This is a genomic window from Enterobacter sp. BNK-18, assembly GCF_047456135.1.
Taxonomy (GTDB): Bacteria; Pseudomonadota; Gammaproteobacteria; order Enterobacterales; family Enterobacteriaceae; genus Enterobacter; species Enterobacter ludwigii.
Genome location: NZ_CP179899.1, coordinates 49,377 through 71,544 on the forward strand (window position 1 = coordinate 49,377; position 22,168 = coordinate 71,544).

At 47.7% G+C, this 22,168-nt stretch carries 21 protein-coding genes; 11 read left to right on the plus strand and 10 right to left on the minus strand.

The annotated features are described in order from the left end of the window. Positions 1 to 318: 318 nt before the first annotated feature. Together ACMGG3_RS00250 and ACMGG3_RS00255 are read right to left on the minus strand one after the other, a co-directional pair. Entirely contained in the window at positions 319 to 1,101 is a 783-nt protein-coding gene (locus ACMGG3_RS00250; protein ID WP_414149472.1) for a hypothetical protein, read from the minus strand. A gap of 19 nt (positions 1,102 to 1,120) precedes the next feature. Next, a complete protein-coding gene (locus ACMGG3_RS00255; protein ID WP_414149473.1) occupies positions 1,121 to 1,393 on the minus strand; it encodes an ogr/Delta-like zinc finger family protein in 273 nt (90 codons plus the stop codon). Positions 1,394 to 2,392: 999 nt separating this feature from the next. Between ACMGG3_RS00255 and ACMGG3_RS00260 the strand changes: the two genes are divergently transcribed. Genes ACMGG3_RS00260 through ACMGG3_RS00280 form a run of 5 tightly spaced genes read left to right on the plus strand, consistent with a single transcriptional unit; the run spans position 2,393 to position 6,090 of the window. Continuing rightward, positions 2,393 to 2,653, plus strand: a complete 261-nt coding sequence (locus tag ACMGG3_RS00260; RefSeq protein WP_414149474.1) for a helix-turn-helix transcriptional regulator — start codon at positions 2,393 to 2,395, stop codon at positions 2,651 to 2,653. 8 nt (positions 2,654 to 2,661) lie between these two features. After that, complete coding sequence (locus tag ACMGG3_RS00265) at positions 2,662 to 3,198, plus strand: host cell division inhibitor Icd-like protein (RefSeq protein WP_414149901.1); 537 nt, start codon at positions 2,662 to 2,664, stop codon at positions 3,196 to 3,198. Next, positions 3,198 to 3,422: a hypothetical protein gene (locus tag ACMGG3_RS00270; protein ID WP_021546758.1), complete on the plus strand. Its 225-nt coding sequence runs from the start codon at positions 3,198 to 3,200 to the stop codon at positions 3,420 to 3,422. The genes ACMGG3_RS00265 and ACMGG3_RS00270 overlap by 1 nt, the downstream gene beginning before the upstream one ends. Further along, positions 3,419 to 3,742 (plus strand): DUF5375 family protein, encoded by a 324-nt coding sequence (locus ACMGG3_RS00275; protein ID WP_414149475.1) that lies wholly within the window; start codon positions 3,419 to 3,421, stop codon positions 3,740 to 3,742. The genes ACMGG3_RS00270 and ACMGG3_RS00275 overlap by 4 nt, the downstream gene beginning before the upstream one ends. A gap of 14 nt (positions 3,743 to 3,756) precedes the next feature. Continuing rightward, positions 3,757 to 6,090: a primase-helicase zinc-binding domain-containing protein gene (locus tag ACMGG3_RS00280; protein ID WP_414149476.1), complete on the plus strand. Its 2,334-nt coding sequence runs from the start codon at positions 3,757 to 3,759 to the stop codon at positions 6,088 to 6,090. Positions 6,091 to 6,163: 73 nt separating this feature from the next. Here ACMGG3_RS00280 and ACMGG3_RS00285 read toward each other — a convergent pair whose 3' ends face one another. Continuing rightward, positions 6,164 to 7,033 carry a bacteriophage abortive infection AbiH family protein gene (locus ACMGG3_RS00285; protein ID WP_414149477.1) on the minus strand — a complete coding sequence of 290 codons (870 nt, stop codon included), beginning with the start codon at positions 7,031 to 7,033 and terminating at the stop codon, positions 6,164 to 6,166. Between the two features lie 810 nt (positions 7,034 to 7,843). Between ACMGG3_RS00285 and ACMGG3_RS00290 the strand changes: the two genes are divergently transcribed. Together ACMGG3_RS00290 and ACMGG3_RS00295 are read left to right on the plus strand one after the other, a co-directional pair. Then, positions 7,844 to 8,233: a hypothetical protein gene (locus ACMGG3_RS00290; protein ID WP_414149478.1), complete on the plus strand. Its 390-nt coding sequence runs from the start codon at positions 7,844 to 7,846 to the stop codon at positions 8,231 to 8,233. 733 nt (positions 8,234 to 8,966) lie between these two features. Beyond that, positions 8,967 to 10,802: a retron Ec67 family RNA-directed DNA polymerase/endonuclease gene (locus tag ACMGG3_RS00295; protein ID WP_414149479.1), complete on the plus strand. Its 1,836-nt coding sequence runs from the start codon at positions 8,967 to 8,969 to the stop codon at positions 10,800 to 10,802. A gap of 312 nt (positions 10,803 to 11,114) precedes the next feature. Here the strand turns inward: ACMGG3_RS00295 and ACMGG3_RS00300 are convergent, their stop codons facing one another. Continuing rightward, positions 11,115 to 11,756 (minus strand): TetR/AcrR family transcriptional regulator, encoded by a 642-nt coding sequence (locus ACMGG3_RS00300; protein ID WP_414149480.1) that lies wholly within the window; start codon positions 11,754 to 11,756, stop codon positions 11,115 to 11,117. Between the two features lie 108 nt (positions 11,757 to 11,864). On the opposite strand from ACMGG3_RS00300, the gene ACMGG3_RS00305 reads away from it, so the two are divergent. After that, positions 11,865 to 12,557, plus strand: coding sequence for a DAPG hydrolase family protein (locus ACMGG3_RS00305; protein WP_032681604.1), 693 nt, complete (start codon positions 11,865 to 11,867; stop codon positions 12,555 to 12,557). Positions 12,558 to 12,741: 184 nt separating this feature from the next. Here ACMGG3_RS00305 and ACMGG3_RS00310 read toward each other — a convergent pair whose 3' ends face one another. Both ACMGG3_RS00310 and ACMGG3_RS00315 read right to left on the minus strand, forming a co-directional pair. Further along, positions 12,742 to 14,130, minus strand: coding sequence for a carbohydrate binding domain-containing protein (locus ACMGG3_RS00310; RefSeq protein WP_414149481.1), 1,389 nt, complete (start codon positions 14,128 to 14,130; stop codon positions 12,742 to 12,744). Positions 14,131 to 14,217: 87 nt separating this feature from the next. Then, complete coding sequence (locus ACMGG3_RS00315) at positions 14,218 to 14,982, minus strand: LecA/PA-IL family lectin (protein ID WP_414149482.1); 765 nt, start codon at positions 14,980 to 14,982, stop codon at positions 14,218 to 14,220. Positions 14,983 to 15,768: 786 nt separating this feature from the next. Between ACMGG3_RS00315 and ACMGG3_RS00320 the strand changes: the two genes are divergently transcribed. After that, on the plus strand, positions 15,769 to 16,128 hold the full coding sequence (locus tag ACMGG3_RS00320; RefSeq protein ID WP_342864491.1) for a LecA/PA-IL family lectin: 360 nt from the start codon (positions 15,769 to 15,771) through the stop codon (positions 16,126 to 16,128). Positions 16,129 to 16,532: 404 nt separating this feature from the next. Here the strand turns inward: ACMGG3_RS00320 and ACMGG3_RS00325 are convergent, their stop codons facing one another. Then, positions 16,533 to 17,747, minus strand: a complete 1,215-nt coding sequence (locus ACMGG3_RS00325; protein ID WP_150344049.1) for an L-dopachrome tautomerase-related protein — start codon at positions 17,745 to 17,747, stop codon at positions 16,533 to 16,535. Between the two features lie 68 nt (positions 17,748 to 17,815). Then, a complete protein-coding gene (locus tag ACMGG3_RS00330) occupies positions 17,816 to 18,610 on the minus strand; it encodes an SDR family NAD(P)-dependent oxidoreductase (protein WP_414149483.1) in 795 nt (264 codons plus the stop codon). Between the two features lie 97 nt (positions 18,611 to 18,707). Here ACMGG3_RS00330 and ACMGG3_RS00335 point away from each other — a divergent pair, with 97 nt between their 5' ends. Continuing rightward, on the plus strand, positions 18,708 to 19,604 hold the full coding sequence (locus tag ACMGG3_RS00335) for a LysR family transcriptional regulator (RefSeq protein WP_153853045.1): 897 nt from the start codon (positions 18,708 to 18,710) through the stop codon (positions 19,602 to 19,604). A 105-nt stretch (positions 19,605 to 19,709) separates the two neighbouring features. On the opposite strand, the gene ACMGG3_RS00340 is transcribed toward ACMGG3_RS00335, so the two are convergent. Further along, positions 19,710 to 20,546: an alpha/beta fold hydrolase gene (locus ACMGG3_RS00340; RefSeq protein WP_414149484.1), complete on the minus strand. Its 837-nt coding sequence runs from the start codon at positions 20,544 to 20,546 to the stop codon at positions 19,710 to 19,712. A 262-nt stretch (positions 20,547 to 20,808) separates the two neighbouring features. Here ACMGG3_RS00340 and ACMGG3_RS00345 point away from each other — a divergent pair, with 262 nt between their 5' ends. Beyond that, positions 20,809 to 21,429: a LysE family translocator gene (locus ACMGG3_RS00345; RefSeq protein ID WP_032681595.1), complete on the plus strand. Its 621-nt coding sequence runs from the start codon at positions 20,809 to 20,811 to the stop codon at positions 21,427 to 21,429. Positions 21,430 to 21,482: 53 nt separating this feature from the next. On the opposite strand, the gene ACMGG3_RS00350 is transcribed toward ACMGG3_RS00345, so the two are convergent. Then, on the minus strand, positions 21,483 to 22,157 hold the full coding sequence (locus ACMGG3_RS00350; RefSeq protein WP_249361576.1) for a Crp/Fnr family transcriptional regulator: 675 nt from the start codon (positions 22,155 to 22,157) through the stop codon (positions 21,483 to 21,485). Positions 22,158 to 22,168 lie beyond the last annotated feature (11 nt).

The window sequence follows — 22,168 nt, forward strand, 5'->3', positions numbered from 1 at the left end:
CAGCGCACCAAAGAGGCGTGATTTCCCTCTGTCTTGACCCAGCCTGCTTCTTGAGATTTGTACGTTCGGCACTATTTAACCCCACAGCGCGCGCTCGTAGCCCCGCCACGCCTGCCCGCTTTAGGGAGTGGTTTTCATGCAGGTGCATGAGTGTCGTTGGGCCGCGCCGTAGCTGGTCTGACGTACATTCACTGGTTGCATGTGACTCATGCGTTTTCATGCAGCATAGAAATGCACTCAGGCGACAGACATCAAAAACCCGGCATAGGCCGGGCATAAGTGAGCTGTTTTTCACTTCAAAACTTTTTTCTCCTGTCCTTATGTGAGCCTGATGGGTGCTGAACCGGTCAGGCTCATAACGTCGTCTCGGAATCTCAGCGGCATTATTTCATTCGTCCATTTCAGCATTAGATTCAGGATAAATTCACGATACAGCGTATCTGCATCATTTATGCCTTCAATAATGCCCGGTATATGTGCTGAACTATTCCGTTCGAATTGCCTGTACTTCATCCTGAGCAGACTACTCAATTCAGCACCGTTGAAAATAAAAAAGTCACGCAGAAGCTCATCGATACGCTCCTCAGTGAGGCCATGATGGCAGTTGACATAGGCTTTTGCCTTACGACCGGTCGCGCCAGCCAGTATCGGCAACTGCTCTTCTTTTTCAGTAATCAGTCCGGCCAGCTCGGTGGCTGTTTCCTGTTGTTCCAGATACTCCGCCCGAAGAGCTTTCATCTCCGGCGTTACGATGCCGCCGTTCTGGTTAAGCAATTCCCTGAACTGCGCCCGATTGTCTTTGCTGGCCTGTTCAGTTTCGGTCTGATGATGGCGCAGAGTCCTGAGGTTCTCAATGGCTGCTTCTTCGGCCTGACTGGCCTCCACCCAGGCCTGCATTTTTTGGTAAAGATCGATAATTCGGGACTGCCAGCCGGAGGAAAGGCTTTTTGTCAGTTTTTCCGTCTCGCGAGCTATTTCATCTGCAGGCAACCGAATGAGCCAATCCGCATCCTTAAGCGGTTTTTTTGCCCTGGCGAGGAGTGTAACTACGTGTCCGGTTGCGGCCTGAATCTGGTTTTCCGTCAATTGTTGTTCTTTCATATTGTTGTTCCTCTCCATTCTATTGTGCATGACGGTCTTTAAGGGGGCAGGCTGAACCGTAGCGGCCCAGGGTCTGCGGCTGACGTACGAGAGAATTGCTCTTCGAATCAGGTTCAGGCGTCGCTGGTTTATGGGGCTTCATAATTATCGTGTCGACACTTTCAAGGGCAGTAAATGTGCACGAACATTCAAGATTCTGGCACTGATACCATGAGCGCTTAACCGATGGAGCTTCATAGGCGCTGGTTCTGGCATGAGCGACCGTGCCACATTCAGGACACTTCAGGGCCATATCAGTACCCTCCTTTTGCATTAAGTCTGTTGAGGCGAGCCAGGAAAACTTTATGTTTTGCCGGGGTGAAACTAGCTGATGCATTAGCACGCATTGATGCATCCACCATTAGTGTTTTGTTGTCGTGTCAATTGTGCCGGTACTCATACAAGGGCACTACCGAGGGGGATTGTGCCAGTGACAGAACAATGACCTTGTTCTGGCTAGCCAGAGAAAGGCGTCATGTCTGATATTCACCCTTCCTTTAATACATACTATTCACTACTGTTCACTTTAATAAAAAGATAGTAAATACATGGGGTTGAGGAGCGTAGTGTTTGAATCGAAGTGGTCATCTACTGTTCATGACTGTTCACAGAAATAAAATTACACTTATATTTTTTTCTCATATAAGTCGCGATATTTATTTCAGTTTATTACTGGCTTTTTTCTCCTCACCACTATTCACAAGTATTCAGCACTATTCGATGTATAGAATAAAAGGTGTCTTATTTCTGTTTAATAATTCAATATTCAACCTCCCGTCACCCTGTTGCATTTCAGGGAAATATTCATAAAAATGAATCTATCTGATGCTCATTAAACACATCCGGATACATGTGGAAGGATAAGAGTAATTTAATTCCTTCAGTTAGTAACTTAATTAATACATATGATGAACTGTTTAGTCTTGGTCGTTTTTAGCTCTTTTATTATTCCGATGTCTTCGTCCTTATGATGTAAAACCCGGAATGGCATGGCTTGTTTTAGGCTTGAGTTGTGATCCTTCCTGGTGTAATAGATTTTTTTATTCTTGATGCTCCTTATTATATTTCATAAAGGAATGATTTGTTTTTGTTTGTTTTATCCGGTTTTAAACTGTTTTATTTTTTGAGAAATCAATGCTTCATTCTAATTAAATAAAGCATGCGCGAGCGGATTATATAAACATAATAAGGAGCTAACTGAATCCGGATGGAATTGCCCGGACTGTTGTAAACATATTAGAGAGGTAGCGAGATGCATACTATTTCCGTTTCCACCCCTGCACCAGTTGCTCCGGTGCTCCCCGTTCCGGCTCAGCAGGAGCGCTTCATACGTTTACCTGAAGTCATGCACCTTTGTGGGCTATCCCGTTCAACCATCTACGACCTTATCAGCCGGGATGCCTTCCCGCAGCAGATATCTTTGGGCGGAAAAAATGTGGCCTGGGTACAGTCGGAGATCAGTGCATGGATGGCAGCGCGAATTGCAGCCCGCGAGCTGGGAGGTCATGCGTGAAACTGGTTATGCAGTCTCATCTCTTTTTTTCTGGCTTGCATCCTGACATTCTTTCCAGGTATAGTTTCCCCGCTGCCGCAAAATCGGCAGCCGGGATTTGCAGCCCGTGTAACTTATTGGCGACACAACACGCGTCGAGCGTGTTTTTTTATGTCGTTGCTCAGACACACCTATTTTTCGGGCTGTGGTGCTTACACCGTGGCTCCTGTCAGATAATGGTGGTCCGGGCGGGGCAGCCTTCGGGCTGGCCGGTTTCCAATAAGGCCGGTACTGCAAACCCCGTCCGGGCCATCACCCATGAGATTTGCAGCTCTGGTGGTGGCAATAACTGCTACTTATTGGAGGTTGCCCTCATGGCTACGATCCTCGTCCCATCACATCCTCAATTCATATTTGTTTTTGCCGCCGTTCGTCGTGCAGACCGTAAACCGCGCATCAGTATGCTTCGTATCGTTGCCAGCAATGAGCATCACGCACGCCTTTCACTGGCCCATGATTATGTGCTTTGCCTTGCAGCTCGCCTGCCCGTTCGGGAGGTGATGTGATGAATCACGCCGCAATTTCTTATGACGATATTGTCCGCCTGAAGCATCTTCGTAACGTGGGGGAGTTTGTTACCGGAATGGCTGTCCTTCAGGACTGCTACGAAAAACCTGCCGGTGCCCAATGTGAACAGCTGGTTTCGCTGATTTATCTGATGACAGAACAGCTTGATGGCGTGGTACAGCGTTGCCAGGATGACCTTATGAACATGGAGGTGGTGCAATGAAATCACGCACTCTCTCCCTTTCACTTCGGGTAGCGTTGTATCGCCGCGCAGTAGCCTGCGCCTGGCTGAGTGCCTGCTATCAGCAAAACCGCCACCTGCAGCTCACTCTGGATGAAATTGAAACCGCTATTGCCCATGAGCTTGAAGGATTTTATTTGCAACAGCACGGGCAAACAAAAGGCATGGAAATTGCCTGCTCCCTGCTTTCAGACCTGATGGAATCCGGCCCTCTAATGTCCTGTCCCGCACTCTCCCAGCTCGGAATAGCCGTAATGGATGAGTTATGCGTCCGTCACATCAAAAAGCCTGTTTTACACTGAGGGAGAGCTGCATCATGTCAGGAATGAAAGTCAGTCAGGCCGTGAAGGCTGCCCGCGGTCACTGGGCTCAGATTCTGCCAGCGCTGGGCGTTAATATATTGAAAAATCGCCATCAGTCTTGTCCAGTCTGTGGCGGTAAAGATCGTTTTCGCTTCGACGATCAGGAAGGACGGGGAACATGGTTCTGCAATCAGTGCGGAGCCGGGGATGGTTTAGCGCTTGTCACTAGGGCACTGAATGTGGATATCAGTGAAGCAGCTGACAGGATACATGGACTGACACATGGTCTGTCTATAGCTACTTCCGAAGTCAGGACGTTAACCGCCGATACCGATAGCGGGAAAGATGCAGCGGCAGCACTTGCCGCGCGACTGCTGCAAGCCTCGCGTGAATCTGCCGGAAACATTTATCTTACACATAAAGGTTTCCCGGAGCATATTTGCCATGAGCTGACTTCAGCTCATAAAACCGGTGGGGTTATGTTCCGCCCCGGTGATTTGATCGTCCCGCTCTATAACGCTGACGGGGAGCTGGTGAATATTCAGCTTATCAGTGGCAATGGTAGCAAGTGTTTTCTTAAAGGAGGTCAGGTTAAGGAGGCCTATCATCTGATAGAAGGGGACGGGAGTTCAGTAAGAAGGATGTGGATTGCGGAAGGCTACGCCACGGCGCTTACCATTCATCATTTGACAGGAGAAGCCGTCATGGTGGCATTTTCGGCGGTCAACTTTCTTTCTCTGGCCAGCGTTGCCCATAACAAGTATCCGGAGTATCAACTAATTATTGCAGCGGACCGAGATCTGAATGGTTCAGGCCAGAACAGGGCTGAAGCTGCTGCAAAAGCGTGTCAGTGTGACATTGTGCTGCCACCGGTTTTTGGTGACTGGAATGATGCGCTTGTCCATTACGGAGAGGAATCCACCAGGAAGGCAATTCTTGAGGCTTTGAAGCCACATAATGCCAGTCCTTTCGACACGATGAGTGAAGCAGAATTCACAGCGATGAGTGTCAGCGAAAAAGCTCAGAGGGTTCGGGAGCATTACAGGGATGCACTGGCGGTTGATCCGAACGGGCAGCTTTTATCCCGCTATGAGTCTGGAGCGTGGAAAGTGATTTCTCAGTCTGATTTTGCCCGAGATATCGCAGCCCTTTTCCAGCGCCTCGGCGCACCGTTTTCCTCAGGAAAGATTGCATCACTTGTGGAAACATTAAAGTTAATTGTTCCGCAACAGCAAAATCCGGCACGTCATCTGATCGGTTTTCGTAATGGCGTCCTCGATACGCGAACAGGGCTTTTTAGCCCGCATTGTAAAGAGAACTGGCTGCGTACCCTGTGCGAAGTCGATTTCACGCCACCGGTAAATGGGGAAACGCTTGAAACTCATGCCCCGGCATTCTGGCGCTGGCTGGACAGGGCCGCCGGGCACAAGCCAGCAAAACGCGACATTATTCTCGCAGCGCTATTTATGGTGCTGGCGAACCGCTATGACTGGCAGCTCTTTCTGGAAGTGACTGGCCCTGGCGGAAGTGGCAAAAGTATCCTGGCTGAAATTGCGACCATGCTTGCAGGAGAGGATAACGCCACCTCTGCGACCATTGAAACGCTGGAGTCCCCGCGAGAACGTGCGGCTCTGATAGGTTTTTCTCTTATTCGCCTACCTGATCAGGAGAAGTGGAGCGGCGACGGCGCCGGGCTTAAGGCTATAACTGGTGGCGATGCTGTTTCGGTGGACCCCAAATATCAGAATGCTTATTCAACACATATTCCGGCGGTTATCCTGGCCGTAAATAATAATCCTATGCGCTTCACTGATCGCAGTGGTGGAGTGTCCCGCCGGAGAGTTATCCTGCATTTTCCTGAGCAGATAGCACCGGAAGAACGCGATCCGCAGCTGAAAGATAAGATTGCACGAGAACTGGCTGTGATTGTTCGCCAGCTCATGCAGCGTTTCAGCGATCCGATGAGCGCCAGAACATTGCTTCAGTCGCAGCAGAATTCTGATGAGGCTCTCACCATCAAGCGTGACGCTGATCCTGCATTTGATTTTTGTGGCTATCTTGAGGCATTACCCGACACCAACGGCATGTTTATGGGGAACGCCAATATTGTCCCGCGCCAGCCACGTACGTACCTTTACCATGCTTATCTCGTATACATGGAGGCTAATGGCTATAAAAATATCCTCAGCCTGACAATGTTTGGCAAAGGGCTACCAGTTATGCTGAAGGAATACGGGCTACATTATGAGAAGCGGCGAACTAATCAGGGAATGCAGACAAACCTCACTCTCAAAGAGGAAAGTAATGCAGACTGGTTACCTAAATGTGATGGTAAGACAACAAGTTAGCTAGGTGGGAATAACTCAAGTAGATACAAGGCCCGAGTGTCGGGCCTTGTTTAGTTACTAACTATTTATTGCTTTAAATATTTTCATAAAGAATTGACTTTATGTTCCTAGCATCAATTCCGTAGTTTTCTAAATTACCGCATTTCTTTTCGTTACTATATAGAGCAACTAGCCATTTTGCATCAGGTAAAATGCTTTGCGATATTTTCTTAAAGTATTCACCATCAACTTCAGAAAGTGAATGCCCATAGACATGCACCTCATTGACATTTCTTAGTGATAAGAAATAATCACTTTCATCGGAGATTATTTCGTTTACTGGTTTGAATGTAGCACCGAAATATCTATCAATATAGCTATATGCTTCCGCTATCCTAATGTCTTGGTCAGGGCCTGCACCCTTGTTAATTGGCCCGGCGGGGGTAAAGGCATGACCGAGTTCTAGAAAATCATCATGTAGGCAATTACCATGAATATGTTTAATGTTAATGTCTTTAATATGATATATTTGTTGCAATGTATTTGTGTAATTAAATGTAAAATATAAACTTTCTGTAGGAATTGGTGGTGTAAATTCGCTTGGTTTTAGTGCTGGAGTTAAATCAATACTTTTAATCCAGTCTGCGAATTTTTCTTTAAGTCGCTCGGACAGTAACTCTGTGGTTTGTTCAACCTCATACTGAAAATCATGGTTACATGCATCTGTCCATTCATCTGAGCCGGGTGAAACTAAAAACATCGAATTTTCATCAAGTATTTGTTCATAATCTATATCGCCTAATGAGCTTTCAAGTTCATTCCATAGATCGCCTACTGGTAGGTAACTTTCAATTGCATTAAATAGGTCCCGATCATTATTTTGAACATAATTCTTAAAATGTTTATATCCAGTAGATAGGTTGTGTCTTATGTCAAAACCATTTCCAATAATGTAAAGTCGCATTTTTTGTCCCACAATGAGATTCTAAAATTGCCAATCTGTATGTAGTGATACAGTTGAATGAGAATGACTTCCCTAAATTTTTTATGAAGATGCTCTGCCATAGCTAGTCTCGATCAGAAGTGTGAACTTAGTCAATTTTATCAGTCAAGTCACACAGTTAGTTGACCAAATGCTCTGCTAAATGAAGGTTTTTGAATTCCCTCTAGATAGTGTAGAGTTTACTGTTCACGATTCATTTAGTGTTCTTGTGTATGTTGCTGATATTTAATTACAAAAGTAGGTAGTGAATAGTGTGAGTAGTTTTCTCAAGAAAAATTTTTTTATTGTGCGATGCGGTGAGCGAGATTTGAACGCTTTCGCCAATGTGTATAGCTATGTGTATAGAATTATTTATCGATGAAGATAAAATTTTTAAAAACAATGTGTTAGATTGATTTGTTTACTCCTATTATCGCACCATTCTAACGTCTCCCCAAGTCGACTAAAGTTCACCAAAATCCCTTATATCCTGCGCTTTGAAACCCTTTTAGTATCTCCACGTCTACTAAAACCCCCTGATAATCAATGGTCAGTTGGTACAAGGGTACTTGTAGTTCGGTCTTAAGTAGGTATCTCCAGGTGAAACTAAATGCCACTAAGAGAAGGCTTACAAGTTGGCTAATGGTGGTGGTTTGTATCTCATGATCCATCCTTAAGGCGGCAAATACTGGCGCTTAAAATATCATGTAGCCGGTATAGAGAAGCTGGGTTAGTCGGCAAAAGGTTTACGGCTGGATAGCCCGCGGTGAAATTGTTATTTCAGGCGATAAAGTGGATGTCGACGCATCACATGCTAAACAAAATTCCGCCGGTGCTGGCGAACACCAGACTGAAATGACGTGGGGGCAGGCTGCCTTATGGGTATGGGAGCATGACGGCGGGAAAGTGCTGTTGGCAGATATGGATGCTGGCCAGCGTATAGAGGCCGCAGCCGCTGAGCTGGGTTTTGATGTTCAGCACGAGCCCGATGAACAATTGCTGATTCTCTTCCGGCCGGATGAAGAAACCCACAGCTTCTATGGCAAAGACCGTGCAGCAGGCGCTTTACGGTTTCTTCGTTCTGAACTGGCTTACGTTGCCACAATGCACCCCGATACGCTGGATGACTGGAACAAAACTGGTTTAATGTCACTCTGCCTGCTGGACGGCGAAAAACTGTAAACCCCCCAGCCCCTCAAACTTGACACTTTTTCGCGAGAAACTGGGAAAAGTGTCAACCCAACCTAACGGATCCTGACGCCTACGAACAACAGCTACAGCAGAAGTGTAAAGGGCTGGCGTTGAGATTTGTTGAGCCTTGGCTGTTAGCTTTTGTTAATCCTGATGCGAAGCAGGGCAGGTGTCAGCCTGTTATGGTTTGTTATGCCTTACTAGGGAAAACTAGGGGAAAGTGTCAACCGCTACCGCTTCAGAAAACTTCAGGTGCGGGAACACAGGAGGGGAGGTGTTAAGCACTCCCCCTTTGCAACCATCCTCGAGCCTCTTTCAGGTCGCTGTTCTGGTTTGCCCGGACGCTGGCGTTCAGATTGAGTTGTCAAAAGTTGTCACCCACCGGCAGCGGCAGTGGGGATTTTTGGCAGAACGCGCTCTAAGTTACAGTTGCTTCAAACTGACATCGGTTATTCAACGTAAAATGCAAAATTAATTTTAGATAATGCGATATTAATCACGCTACTATTTTTGATAGGGTTTGGAATAAGATTAGAAATTGCAACTTGTTCAAATTTTGGTAAGTTAAAGACGGTTTATGGGCAGATTTTGGGTCGCGTTTCGCGATCAGTGAAAAAAATGTCCGATAGGATTGCCTTTCAGGAACTCATTGTCCTGGCGTTTCTTGAATTCTTGTCAAGTTTGCGTAAGAGTGCCCATAAACCATTTTCAATGGTGACATATCATGAAAAAATTGGATTTATTAAAAGCTGCAAAAACAAAGCCGGATTTGGCTAAACTTTTAGGCGTTAAGCCTTCAGCATTAACCTATTGCTTATATAAAACTAAGCCCGAAACTCAATACTTTCAATTCGAGATACCAAAGAAAAATGGTGGCAATAGAATTATTAGCGCCCCCTCTGGTATGTTAAAAAATATACAGGCATCTCTTTCTGAATTATTGCTGGATTGCTTAGATGAAATTATTATTGATAAATTTCCAAACTCAGAGATAGCAAGGCAAAAAGCAAAAAACTCCATAATTTTAAAATTAAAATGCTCTGGTTCGGAAATTAAACAGCCTTCATTGTCTCATGGCTTTGAAAGGAAACGATCTATAATAACTAATGCAATGATGCATTTAGGTAAGAAACACGTTTTCAATATAGATTTAGAAAACTTTTTCGGTAGTTTTAATTTCGGAAGAGTAAGAGGTTTTTTCATAAAAAACAAGAATTTCTTACTCGAGCCAGAAATAGCTACAGTGATTGCAAAGATTGCATGTTATAATAATGAACTACCACAGGGTAGCCCTTGTTCCCCAGTCATCTCTAATTTGATAACACATGCTTTAGACATTAAATTGGCTGCTGTTGCATCAAAATATTCATGTACGTATTCAAGATATGCAGACGATATAACCTTTTCCACAAGGAAGGATAGTTTACCCTCGTCAATAGCAAAATCCGATAATCATACATTTGTAGCCGGTAAGGTAATTAAAAGTGAGATTAATCGCTCAGGATTTTCAATTAATGAAACTAAAACTAGAAATCAATATAAAGATTCACGGCAGGAAGTGACGGGGTTAGTCGTAAATAAAAAACCTAACACGAAGAAAGAGTATTGGCGTCTTGTGCGTGCTCAATGCAATCATCTCTTCAGAACTGGTCAGTTTAAAGAGACTGTCGATGGTGTTGAAGTAGTTGGCAATATAAATAGGTTGGAAGGGAAGTTGAATTTCATCGACCAAGTTGATCATTATAATCGGCTTCGACAAAGCGAGAAGCTGAATCCGAAGTATCATTTGAAAAAAGATGCTCTCAAAAATGGTCATGCCAAAAGTAGACGTTACTTACATACTTCGAGAGAAAAAACATTTAGTAAATTTCTGTTTTATCGTATGTTCTATGGTAATAAAAAACCGACTATTCTCACAGAAGGTAAAACTGATAATGTGTATTTGAAAGCAGCCATTCACAAATTAGCAGCGTTATTCCCTAAGTTAGCAATTGAAAAAACCGCCCTAGCGCCGTATAAGTTATTAACGCAGTTCCTCGAATACAATGAACGTACCAAATATTTGTTAGAGCTTTTTGGTGGCACTGATTACCTTAAGGACTTTGTTATACATTACAGACATTACTATCATGATTACAAAGCCCCTAAACCGTCTAATCCGGTTATTATATTTGTAGATAATGACTCTGGGCCTAAGAATCTGATCAATTACGTGAATGGAGTTGAGGGGATTCAGATTTTTCCAGCGGGTGTTGCAGATATTCGTCAATCCGATTTTGTTCATATTTTTTGCAATTTATATCTAGTGCTCACACCTCAAGTTGAAGGGTGTCCTGAAACTGACATAGAGTATTTCTTTAGCAATGTTGATCGACTTAAGCAACATAAAGGTAAATGTTTTAATACAGTTGCTGATCGTGATCCAAGCAATGATTTAAGCAAGGAGGCATTTGCAACGCACATAGTCAATGCACATAAAAATGATATTGATTTTTCGAGATTTACTAGCTTACTGGAACGGTTAGAAAAAGTGATAGATCACTATAACTTAATTAAGTAATTACAAGCATTTGGAATCTTGTATGAGGGATGTGATACAAAATTGTCAACTCTCTAATAATGTTATAGCTTTGCTTGCCACTATTATCAGAATGTTAGTGGCAAATGAGCATTCAACTGTAATTTATTACAATGTGCTTCTTTGTGAATACAAGAACTAGTTGGATTCCTTTTAGGTATTAACTTGGGTTAGAGAAATTAGTTTGGGGGTATCTATGGGGGTATCTCATAAACCAATAAAGAAAAAAATTATAAATATCAGTTTCTTGAATGGTTTGGTATGGTTCCTATTATCGAATCACCAGGTACTATGTTATTCATCACCTTGCCTGAATATAAGTAAAATAAAAGGCATACAAGAATCCAAATGTGCCTCAATATCGATTTTCTCAACGGGATCAATTAAACCAATCGCCGCCTGCCGAAGAGGTTCGGCGATACACATGGCGAGTATGACTTTGGCACTGGTATCTGCAGGTAACATCGGCAACCAGCCCTGTTTTTGCTGCCGTGTAATCCACTCAGTGAGTAATTGTTGGCCGCGCGCTATGCCATTTTCAGTGTATTTCTTGAGGAGATCATCTTTACCAGGAAATTCAGTATTGAGAAGACGAAACATTTTCACGGCGGTTACTGATAGCGCCTGACCACAAATCGCAGCCAGTAATTTTCTTAACGCCGGTAAAACGTCATTCTTATCTGTCGGATCGCTCTGCAGGAGTGGGGCATAGTTATCCGTCCAGTTTCGAACCGAAAGGCCAAGCAATTCCTCCCTGTTTTTCGCAAAGCGATAGACGGTCTTTTTGGCAACGCCTGCATGCGATGCAACCGCCTCAATTGTTGTGGCGTCATAGCCTTTGTCAAAGAGCAAGGCCGTCGCGCTACCAATGATTTGTTTCTTCACCTCTTCCTCAGGGACTGAGGGACGTCCGCGTGGTTTAGTTGGTGAGGTCATCCTGGAGATTCCTTTTCGCTTGTCATACGACCATTCTATCGGTAATGTTTAGGAAACGCACTTCGTTTCCTAAATGGTGCGAACTTCCGAATGCTAATGGAGAAAAAAATGCGACAACACGATATTGCCAGGCCCTGGCTGGATTATTCGGCATTGCTTGATCCTTCTCCCATGCCGCTGGAGACAGGTATTAAACGTCTGGATGACGGGAGTCTGCTGGTCGCCGTACGCACCGATTTACATGGCTGCAAAGGACGTATGATTAACTGGTGGTTTACCTTCTTTGAAACGACGCAGCATATAAAATGGTGGCATCCCATTGATCATGTTGAACATCGTGGATGGGATGCCAACTGGAAGCGTGGGGAAAGTTTTTATGGCGCAAGCATCCATGCAGTAGAATCATTAGCTGAAATCCCTCCCATTCCCGCGCGTCTTAAATTCCATCACCCTGCATCGGTATTTGGCGAAATGGCTGTCGACAAGGCAATGGCGGATGGGAGTGTCTCGGCAATCATTGCCGCAAGGATAGGCTTCGGTGAAAAAACTGAACTGGATAGCCAGGGCGACCCGCTGGACGGACAAATGCTACATGTTGTCCGGGATACGCCTTTTGGGTGTGTGCTGCGTAGCCGGTTTATTCTGGGTATGAGTAATGACGACCACGCTGAACCTGCCGATGACGTTGGATTAGCGCTTATGCGACACTGTTATACAGAGTTCACGTTCTTGTCTCGTTTCCTGCCTTCTCTGTATTACGGCGAGAAAGCGAATGATGAGAAAATTGCGCTTCCCTGGTAACACGCAGGTTTAACTGCTCAGGTAAACCTGTTGACGAGGGTAATCATGCCCACCGTGTATTACCGGGCCAGACCAACGTTATCTCAAGCGTGACGCACACTGGCTAAGCAGTGATGCCTGGTTTAACCAACGCGTAGCCAAACCGGCATCACTTCATATCTGAAATGAAGTCAGCGTAACAAAATCAATCGACAGATTTTACTGTGATTCCAGTAATGCTGAAATCGTTACCATCGCCGCTGGCTTTATGGCTGAAAATTTCCAGCACATTATCGCCCTGCGCCGCCGTAAACTCTCCTGACAGCGTGACCCACTCGCCTTTCACGGCAAGTGCTGTAACCGAGGTAATATCCTGGCCTGCCACCCGCAGTGACAGTTCGGGTATCACCTTGTAGTCATTATCCCTGCGAGCCTGAAGGCTGAAGCGATAGCGTTTCCCCGGCTGGAGTTCCGAATAATGTTTATAAAGCAGCACACCATTGTGTGTCCGGCCTTTAACATTGGTGGTCGGAAAACGAATCATGGTCGCGCCACCTTCTGAGTAAAACTCATGCTCAGGCGTTGCCGGTCCGAACTGCCAGTGATTCAGATGATTATTCGTAAACTTACTCTCATCCAGGAATGGTTTTGCTGGCGGCTCGGGACTGACAGGGGGAGTGTCCGGCGCAGCTGGGGGTGAGGAGGAGGGCACCGGTTTGTTGTGATGTTCCTGACACGGGCAAGGGGGCGTTTTCTCTTTGCAACGACAGTCGCTGGCGCAAGCGTCAATCAGGTTCTTAAGTACATCAGCAAGCGTATTCACCGCCCGGACAATCTCAGGGGCCTGTGCGCACAGATCGCTGCCATTACCGGGCGTCTTCGCTGGCGTTTTGCCTTCCAGCGCATCTGCTTCTTCTTTTTTGTTCGCCACGCTGTCGTGTTGCGTGGCCTTACTGGCGCAAATGGTGCTTTTTAAAACCGAGGCAAAATCGGCAATGCCGGAGGTGTAGATATAATGCTCACCACCCGTACGAAGCGCCAGGCGCTTGTATTCCCGAACCATGGCTTTCTCATCATCCGGGGTGGGATAAGGTAATGAGACATGAGGCGTGCCCAGATAGGAGTGGATTTTGACACCGTACTCCAGGGCGGTGGCAATGGCATCATCGCAGGCTTTGATGCGGCCCGCATCCAGGGTCATCTCCCCGCCTTTCAGACTTTCGTCTCCCAGCACAAAAACATTCTTTTCAGCGCCGTCACGCCAGTTGTAATGACGGATAACGTCCTCCGCAGCAGGCGCCACATCTTCCTGAGCGGGGTTCCCCTCTTTGACATACTCTCTGCCTTTCAGGGCGGACGGGTTAGCACCAGCCTCGCTCGTCAGGAACTGACGGACCGTTTTATTAAATTTGGTGCCGGCAAAAACGCCTTCGATACCCAGAAAATCCGTTCGTAAATCCGAAGGGCAGGCTTTTCTGGCCTCCTCAATGGCGCTCTCAAGTTTTGCACAGAGCGCTTCCGCTTCATCCTTCATTGAAAGACTGCTGTCGATGATGAAAACCAAATCAACTTTTTTATTGTCCATAATGCTCATATCAGGGGCTCCATTAACGTTCATTTTTGTTTTCCAGTGAACCGGCAGGGAAGGCAGTGGATGGCACGTTGCCTCCCTGCGGGCATTTCAACCGAGCACAACAAACCTGACGTCATAGCCTCCCGTATTATTGGTGTATTCAGACGCAACATTTGTATCGTTAAAAATGAATGAAATTTCGCCATCAGCAGGGACTTCCCAGTCGCTACCGCCGCTTCCGATACCGTAAATATGCTCACCCGCTTTGATCAGTAATTTCCCCGCCAGTGCTTCTGGCAGGACAAAAGTGGGATCCGGTTTTTGTGCTGACGGATGCTGGCTGTCGCCGTCAGGTCCAAAGCTGCGACCGCGGCTGTCGTACTGAGCGGTACCGGCAGCAATCAGCATCACCTTGTCCCCTTTGCTCACGGATACGCCGGTGTGGGTCCAGTCACTGCGCGTTGCGGGAACATGACCTTTCCAGTCCGCCTTTTGAGCCGCCGCTTTCTTTTCGTCTTCAGCGATATACACAACCGCGCTGAAAGCGCCGCTGTTGTCGCGATGTGAAGAGTCACTGACCACGAGAATCAGCTCGCCGTCTTCCGGTACCGACCACTGGTAAACACCACTGCCAATGTCATAGCTTTTTCCGGATGCACTGAATCGGGCTTTCAGCACCTTATCGTTCCGTAAGACAAAGCCCTCTTTTAGCCTGCCGTATGGCGATGCCAGGGCGTAGTCTTCTTTACCGTATTTAATCCATCCTTCCGCAATAATACTGATTTTTTGCCCGGATTTTAGTTTAAGTCCGGTATTAATGCCCGTGTCAGCAGTTGCGTCAATATTGCCCGACCATGCAGGTGAAACAGTCATATAATTCTCCGTAATCGTGACAGCGTAGAGCGTCCAGCTTGTCAGTGGTATGAGGTAATAAATAGCCTATAGATAATGTTTTTTGTTACTAAGGGGTGCGGCATTCACAATCAGAATATAAACAGATATGCCACTCAGCAAATAATATTCTGGAAATGATGCTGATGATTTCTGTTCGTCTCCCGTCTGCTGCAGTTCTGTGAATTAAATATTAGGATTAATCTCATGCTGTGTTTTGTTACTCCAGAGCGGTAATGCGTGTGAGTGAGAGGTATATGTTGAAACCAAAAAAGTAATACACATGGTAACTAAGTGGATATTTGTTAACCCATTCCTTTTTCGTCGGGGAGGCGTGAAATTAAGTGGAAAAGTAGATGTTTTTTATTGGACGGATATCACGGCAGGCGGTGCTGTAATGCGCCCTCTCACTGCTTTGTGTACCTATTATTACCGCCATTCGAGTATGGTAATTAATTTACTAAAGGTATAATTACAGTCATGATTAAAAGTGCGATTACTCCTATAGTTAACATTAAAATCAATTGAAAATCAGTTACTTAGTGTTTGGTTGTGTTGGTGGATTTATATAAATCGCAGCGTAAAAAAAGAAATCGCATTATTCTTTCGACATAAGTCTGGAAAAGATAAATATATTCATATGCATCCATGATGAAATGTTATGAATACTAAATGTGATGTCTGTCACATGCAGGGGAGTTTTGTCTTTGATTGATGAAAAGCACGCATCAAATGTAATGTTAATGAAGTTTGATAAAGGAGAATAGCATGACGGCTAAGCCAGAATGGTCCGGAGAAGTTCCTGCAAACATTCCTGCCGGTATTAATACAGGCCTGCAACTGAATGCCGGTGATGAGATAACGATAATGGCCTCTGGCTGGATTAAATACGGTAAAGAAGAATTTGCGCTGGCGGTGCCGGATGGCAGGGTGAAAGAAGGGCTCATTACCTGCAATGATAAGGTGCTGAAGGCGAGATTTGATACCTCTGGCAAAGGTTATGATATAGGCGGTGGAGTATATAAATGGGTGGCTCCCCAGAGCGGTACCCTGCATCTGTATATTGCCGATACAGAGGCTGGATACTCTGATAATACCGGCAGTTTCAGCGTCAATGTATACCGGTAAGAACGGGTCGTTTCGGATACAGCGATTTCAGCCCCATTGATATGGCGGCAGGGATTATGTCCGGCGTTCTCAAACCGATATCTTATTCATTCCAATATTATTCGCAGAACTCAGCAGATGATAAGAAGACTAATCAACAATATTCTCTGGTACTCTACCGGGTGGGTGTTTTTTGGCCTGATAGTGCTCAGTGGAATCGCAGGGGGACTGGCGGCTTCAGTCCTGCATTTTACTACAACGGATGCATTCCTGGCCGCATTTTGCCTTTTTCTGTTGCTGTCATTGCCCGTTTGCTTCTGGCTGCACCGGTTATCTCGCATACACCGGCGTCAGTAATGTACACGCCCACAAGGAGAGTCCCTGTGAGCGTGTAGTGTTTCCAGTGCTGAGCATGCGCAGTCGCGTTACTGGTGCTTATCCTGCAACGCCTTCAGGGGTAAACGCCATACGTCATAGCGCTCCTGGCCAGGTTTGACCGCGCCAGCAAAATGGTCGTTCAGGCTGCTGGAGGTAAAGATCAGATCCCCGTTCGGATTGATGGCCGGTGTGTCCGGCCAGTGTACGCCGTCGTTTGACGCCATCAGGGTCATTGAGCCGCTCTTCGGTTTATACCTGACAATACCGTTGTGTGTCACATCGGTGATATAGAGGTTGCCTTTGGCATCGGTCACGATACCGTCGGTATTGCCTCCCACCGAACCAAGATCCCGGATCTGCGCCGCAATCTGCGCATCGTCAGCACCTGGCTTTCGCAGAATGTCAGTCGGTACCGCAAACGCATGGGTCCCTGTCGTCACCGTCCAGTAGAGCGTGCCGGTATCCGGAGACAGCGCAATACCGTTGATGCCAATCAGTAATGGATGACCAGGCCAGACTTCAGCCCCGTGCGAGACCACCTTCACACCCGGCTCAATCTGCAGGTCTGGATGACGGTCGAGCACACGTCGGGCAGTGCCGGTTGCGAAATCGGCGATGATAAGACCGACGCGGTTCTCAGGCGCACTGCGCGAGCCGCTGTCGGAGATGTAAGCGACACGGCGCGTTTCATCAACAACCACATCATTGAGGAAGCTCGCCTTGCGGTCTGCCACGCCATCCAGTGGAATGCGTTTGATCGTGCGGCCGGTATTCAGATCCAGCACCATCAGTTTCTGCGAACCCACGGGGGATTCCGCTTCTCCCGCGACGAACCCCATATCCAGGGCCCACAGCCAGCCATTCTTACGGTCAATATAGAAGCCAAGCACGTTACGCAGGTTCTGGTCGGGAGCGGTTTCCACGGCATTACCCTCGCGGGACGGAAATGCCGTGAGGCGTGCCGGTCCGGTCTGCACGGTCGTATCAAGAATACTTAACGTCGCGGGCGCACCGGCTGAAACCAGTCGAGGGGTACTGACAAAGGCTCTTCCCTTTGTATCAAAGTGGATGCCTGCGATGGGCGCGTTAACCGAGCCGGAAAACGGCGTCGGCGTTTCCCCCTTCTCAGGCGTATTCCAGGTTACGCCGGTATAGCTGCGCCAGCGCTCAAGAGGGGCCTGGTTTGCTGCGCTGGCTACGCTCGCAAAAGAGAACAACATTGCCATCGCGATGGCGGACATATTACGGGTACGTTTGAACATTTCTATGCTCCGGTAAATAGGGGAAAGCAGGGGACACTGATTCCCCTCAGGTCATGACGGCTGCTGCATTAAAGAATGGAGCGGAAGGTACCGCCTTCGACGCGCACCGCGGCACCATTAGAGGCAGCGCCCAGCGGGCTTGCCAGCAGCGCGACCATCGCGGCTATCTCATCAGCATCGATCATTCGCGCGATAAGAGAGCTGGGACGGTAGGTCTGGAAGAAATTCGCTTCAATCTCCTGGTCGGTCATACCCGGTGCAGGTGCGGTCTGGCGCAGGTATTCGATAATGCCGTCGGAGCGGGTCGCTGAAGGCAGTACGCTGTTGACCGTAACGCCCGTCCCCTTCGTGAGTTCGGCCATACCGCGCGAAACGGCGAGTTGCGCCGACTTACTGACGCCGTAATGCACCATGTCTGGCGGCGTGAATGCGCCGACTTCGCTCGACATAAATATCACCCGGCCCCAGTTGCGTTCCAGCATGCGCGGGAAGTAATGCCGTGACAGGCGAACGCCGGACATGACATTGATGTTGAACATGTTCAGCCACTCATCATCGGTGATGTCGGCGAAGTCTCGGGCTTCATAAAAGCCCAGGTTGTTGATGAGAATATCGATGTCAGGGCAGGCCGCGATCAGGGCTTTTGCCCCCTCAGCGTTTCCCAGGTCGGCAACGATGGCGGTGACCTGCGCCTGAGGCTGAGCGGCGGTAATGTCTGCCACGGCGTTTTGCAATTTCGCGTGGTCACGACCAGTAATGGTGACGGCCACGCCTTCGCGCGCCAGCGTGCGGGCGATGGCCAAACCAATCCCCGCGGTTGCGCCAGTAACGAGTGCTGTCTTACCGGTGAGTTGAAGATCCATGATTTTACCCTCTGGTGATGAATGCGCACACTTTACTCATCGCCCAACTGGAGATAAATTAGCGGAATTGAAAAACATTTGTTCCTGAAAGAGCATAATGAGCAGAAAATTCGATTATCTTGGCGATGTTGAGGTCTTCATCGCTGTCGTTGAACACGGCTCATTTACTGCTGCTGCCGTCGCCCTGTCCACCACGCCCTCGGTGTTGAGTCGTGCGGTTTCTCGCCTTGAGACGCGTCTGGGACGACAGCTTTTACAGCGAACCACCCGTCGGGTAGGCCTGACCGAGGCAGGGCGAGTCTATCTGGAGCAGGCGCGCTCTGCTTTTTCCCTGCTGGATGAAGCCGAACGTGATGGGCAGGGCCAGGAAGGCGACCTGACCGGACGCGTGCGCATGAGTGTACCGACTACCTACGGGCACTATCGCCTGCCGCCCTTGCTGGCGCGATTCTCCCAACACTACCCGCGCGTTCAGGTGGATCTGAACATCACCAACCGCAACGTCGACCTGATTGCTGAAGGGTTCGATCTGGCGATTCGTTTGGGTCAGATGCCCGACAGTGGTTTAGTCGCGCGTAAACTGGAGGATGCCGCTTTGCTGCTGGTCGCATCACCCGCGTACCTTCACAGGATGGGGACTCCGCAAACGCTGGATGATTTGCACCGACACATGTGTCTGCCGTTTATTTTGCCGCGCACCGGTCGCATCGCTCCGTGGGTGTTTCGGGAAGACGAACGCGATGTGGACTGGCTACCCGCTTCACCTATCGAAACATCGGATGATGTGCTTGGCGTTGTCTCCCTGGCTGAACACGGTATGGGGATTTGCCAGAGCTATGAGTTTATCGTTCGGGACAGGATACAGCGCGGTCAGCTGGTGGAGGTGCTTCCTCACCTTCGCGGACGCTCGCGGCCGTTCTCGGTGATCTTCGCGCCACACCGGCGCCAGTCCGCTGCCACCCGCGCGATGATTGATCTCCTGACCACGCAATAACGACATGTTGGGGCGCTGATAGGGGGGTTAATGCGGTGGAGGGATGGCATTAAAACGTAATTCAGGATAGCTGAATAGCTACCCTGAATAATGCTGGTAATGATTTTATTTCTTAATGAATGCCAGTATATCTGAGTTTATAACATCAGCATGGGTGGTGTGCATTCCGTGAGGGAAACCAGGATAAATAATTAACTGACTATTTTTCAGGAGTTTGTCCTGCATAATCGCTGCATTCTTATAGGCGACGACCTGATCGTCATCGCCCTGCATGACCAGAACAGGTACAGAAATCTGTTTCAGATCTTCAGTTTGGTCTGTCTCTGAGAATGCCTTAATACCCTCATAATGAGCAATCGCACCGCCGTTCATACCCTGGCGCCACCAGTTTTGAATTGTGCCCTGAGAGATTGCTGCACCGGATCGGTTAAAACCGTAGAAAGGACCTGAGGCGACATCCAGATAGAACTGGGCGCGGTTAGCGGCAAGTGCCTTTCTGAAATCATTGAAGACCTCAATCGGCGTTCCGTCTGGGTTGGCGTCAGTTTTTACCATGAGGGGAGGGACGGAGCTAATGAGAACCGCTTTTGATACGCGTCCCTGAGGTTGTCCGAATCTTGAAACATAGCGAGCAACCTGTCCTCCACCGGTGGAGTGGCCTACATGGATAACATTCTTCAGATCCAGATGCTCAACGACGGCGTTAACATCAGATGCATAATGGTCCATATCATGCCCGTGGCTCACCTGGTCTGAGCGGCCATGACCGCGGCGGTCCGTAGCAATAACGCGATAACCGTGGGCGAGGAAAAATAGCATCTGATTATCCCAGTCATCTGCGCTCAGCGGCCACCCATGGTGAAACATGATGGGTTGCGCTGATTTATCGCCCCAGTCTTTAAAATAAATACTTACCCCGTCCTGTGTGGTTACATATGGCATAGTTGTTACTCCTGTATTGATATCCTGTGGCATATAGCCTTGAACTAGCGGTATTAAAACTACGCCTTGTTACCCGTAACGTATAATCGAGTTCACCGATGAATAAAATCAGTTACGCCTTACCTGAAGTTACCTCTGCATAACCCGTAAGCCGGATAAAACACGACGCAGATTCTGGGAAGAAGAGTATCTGTACCCCCCTCTTTTTGGTGTTGCAGCAATGTTAACTTTCCAATACGCTCTGTGTTTTCGGAGTAGCACCATGACTGTCACCGATGCCCTTCTTGCTTACACTCTCGCTGCCACGCTGTTGACCCTGACTCCCGGGCTGGATACCGCGTTAATTCTCCGCACTGCCGCTGCGGATGGCAGTAAAAAAGCAATTCACGTCGCGCTGGGTATTGATACGGGTTGCTTTATCTGGGGCGCGCTGGTCGCCTTCGGCCTGGGAGCACTACTGGCTGTCTCCGAATTCGCGTATTCCTTTTTAAAGTGGTGTGGGGCCTTCTATCTCTGCTGGCTGGGCCTCCAGTTATTGTTACGCCCACGTCAGCAGTTCTCGCTTTCCTCTGACGGTAATGCCCGCAGCAGCAACGGTTTTTTACGTGGCATGTTGGGTAACGTGCTAAACCCTAAAATGGGTATCTTCTACGTTTCTTTCCTGCCGCAGTTTATTCCAGCAGGTCATTCACCGTTTGTGTGGACATTTTTGCTCGTGAGTATTCATGTGCTTATTGGCACGCTCTGGTCGTTAACGTTAATTATCGCAACCGGCTATGCGGCAGAAGTATTGAAAAAGCCCGCGGTCGTTAAATGGATGGACAGAACGACCGGCGTAGTGTTTCTGCTGTTTGCTGCCAGGCTGGCCATGAGTAAGCGCTAATTAAGCGCCACCCGTAATATCGGGTGGCTTCTGGCAACACGCCATGGAAACGCTCAGTGGTGTAATAAGGTAATTTCTTTTTTATTCATTAAGACCCTTTGCTGCTCAACCAGCGCCGCCAGCGCACGCGCCAGTGTCGACTGGGAAATACCCAGTAATTGCGCCAGTTCTTTTTTAGTGAGCGGCAGTTCAATCGCGCGGTGCTCAAAGCCATACTCTTTTCGGATATCCGCGATAAGCTGGATAAAATCACTGACCTTCTGTAAACCGTCGCTCTTCACCAGCACGTTAATAAACAACTGTTTTTCTCTGGCTGAACGGGAGAGTATACGAATGATAAAGTGGGTGAACGTGCTGGTTAGCTGGCTTATCTCATAAAAATGCGTTTTTTTTAGCTCACAGATTTCCACGTCTGTAGCAGCCTGCACGCTATATTGATGCTGGCTGGTGAAGAGTTCTTCTGCACCAAAAATTTGCCCCGGCAGCAGGATCCCCTGAAGAATCTGCTGCGTATCGTAAATTTTAGCCACGCCGCTTCTCAGGGCATAGAGCGCAGTTACCGGGGTGCCGCTTTGATAAATAAAGGCATTTTTCGATATACGTTTACCACGCGCCAGATCGTGGATAAACAGGGGTTCCTGGCGGTCAAAAAGATAGGCCTGACACACGTCAGCAAAACCGCATTCTGAGCAACTGACACACCGGGATGTTTTCTTTTTTGTCGACACAATATCTTCCA

Coding starts and splice junctions, on each gene's coding strand:
- ACMGG3_RS00305 (WP_032681604.1), top strand. CDS start 11,865: ATGCGACAACACGATATTGCCAGGCCCTGGCTGGATTATTCGGCATTG.
- ACMGG3_RS00285 (WP_414149477.1), bottom strand. CDS start 7,033: ATGCGACTTTACATTATTGGAAATGGTTTTGACATAAGACACAACCTA.
- ACMGG3_RS00315 (WP_414149482.1), bottom strand. CDS start 14,982: ATGACTGTTTCACCTGCATGGTCGGGCAATATTGACGCAACTGCTGAC.
- ACMGG3_RS00275 (WP_414149475.1), top strand. CDS start 3,419: ATGAAATCACGCACTCTCTCCCTTTCACTTCGGGTAGCGTTGTATCGC.
- ACMGG3_RS00310 (WP_414149481.1), bottom strand. CDS start 14,130: ATGAGCATTATGGACAATAAAAAAGTTGATTTGGTTTTCATCATCGAC.
- ACMGG3_RS00280 (WP_414149476.1), top strand. CDS start 3,757: ATGTCAGGAATGAAAGTCAGTCAGGCCGTGAAGGCTGCCCGCGGTCAC.
- ACMGG3_RS00325 (WP_150344049.1), bottom strand. CDS start 17,747: ATGTTCAAACGTACCCGTAATATGTCCGCCATCGCGATGGCAATGTTG.
- ACMGG3_RS00345 (WP_032681595.1), top strand. CDS start 20,809: ATGACTGTCACCGATGCCCTTCTTGCTTACACTCTCGCTGCCACGCTG.
- ACMGG3_RS00330 (WP_414149483.1), bottom strand. CDS start 18,610: ATGGATCTTCAACTCACCGGTAAGACAGCACTCGTTACTGGCGCAACC.
- ACMGG3_RS00300 (WP_414149480.1), bottom strand. CDS start 11,756: ATGACCTCACCAACTAAACCACGCGGACGTCCCTCAGTCCCTGAGGAA.
- ACMGG3_RS00340 (WP_414149484.1), bottom strand. CDS start 20,546: ATGCCATATGTAACCACACAGGACGGGGTAAGTATTTATTTTAAAGAC.
- ACMGG3_RS00295 (WP_414149479.1), top strand. CDS start 8,967: ATGAAAAAATTGGATTTATTAAAAGCTGCAAAAACAAAGCCGGATTTG.
- ACMGG3_RS00320 (WP_342864491.1), top strand. CDS start 15,769: ATGACGGCTAAGCCAGAATGGTCCGGAGAAGTTCCTGCAAACATTCCT.
- ACMGG3_RS00250 (WP_414149472.1), bottom strand. CDS start 1,101: ATGAAAGAACAACAATTGACGGAAAACCAGATTCAGGCCGCAACCGGA.
- ACMGG3_RS00260 (WP_414149474.1), top strand. CDS start 2,393: ATGCATACTATTTCCGTTTCCACCCCTGCACCAGTTGCTCCGGTGCTC.
- ACMGG3_RS00265 (WP_414149901.1), top strand. CDS start 2,662: ATGCAGTCTCATCTCTTTTTTTCTGGCTTGCATCCTGACATTCTTTCC.
- ACMGG3_RS00255 (WP_414149473.1), bottom strand. CDS start 1,393: ATGGCCCTGAAGTGTCCTGAATGTGGCACGGTCGCTCATGCCAGAACC.
- ACMGG3_RS00335 (WP_153853045.1), top strand. CDS start 18,708: ATGAGCAGAAAATTCGATTATCTTGGCGATGTTGAGGTCTTCATCGCT.
- ACMGG3_RS00270 (WP_021546758.1), top strand. CDS start 3,198: ATGAATCACGCCGCAATTTCTTATGACGATATTGTCCGCCTGAAGCAT.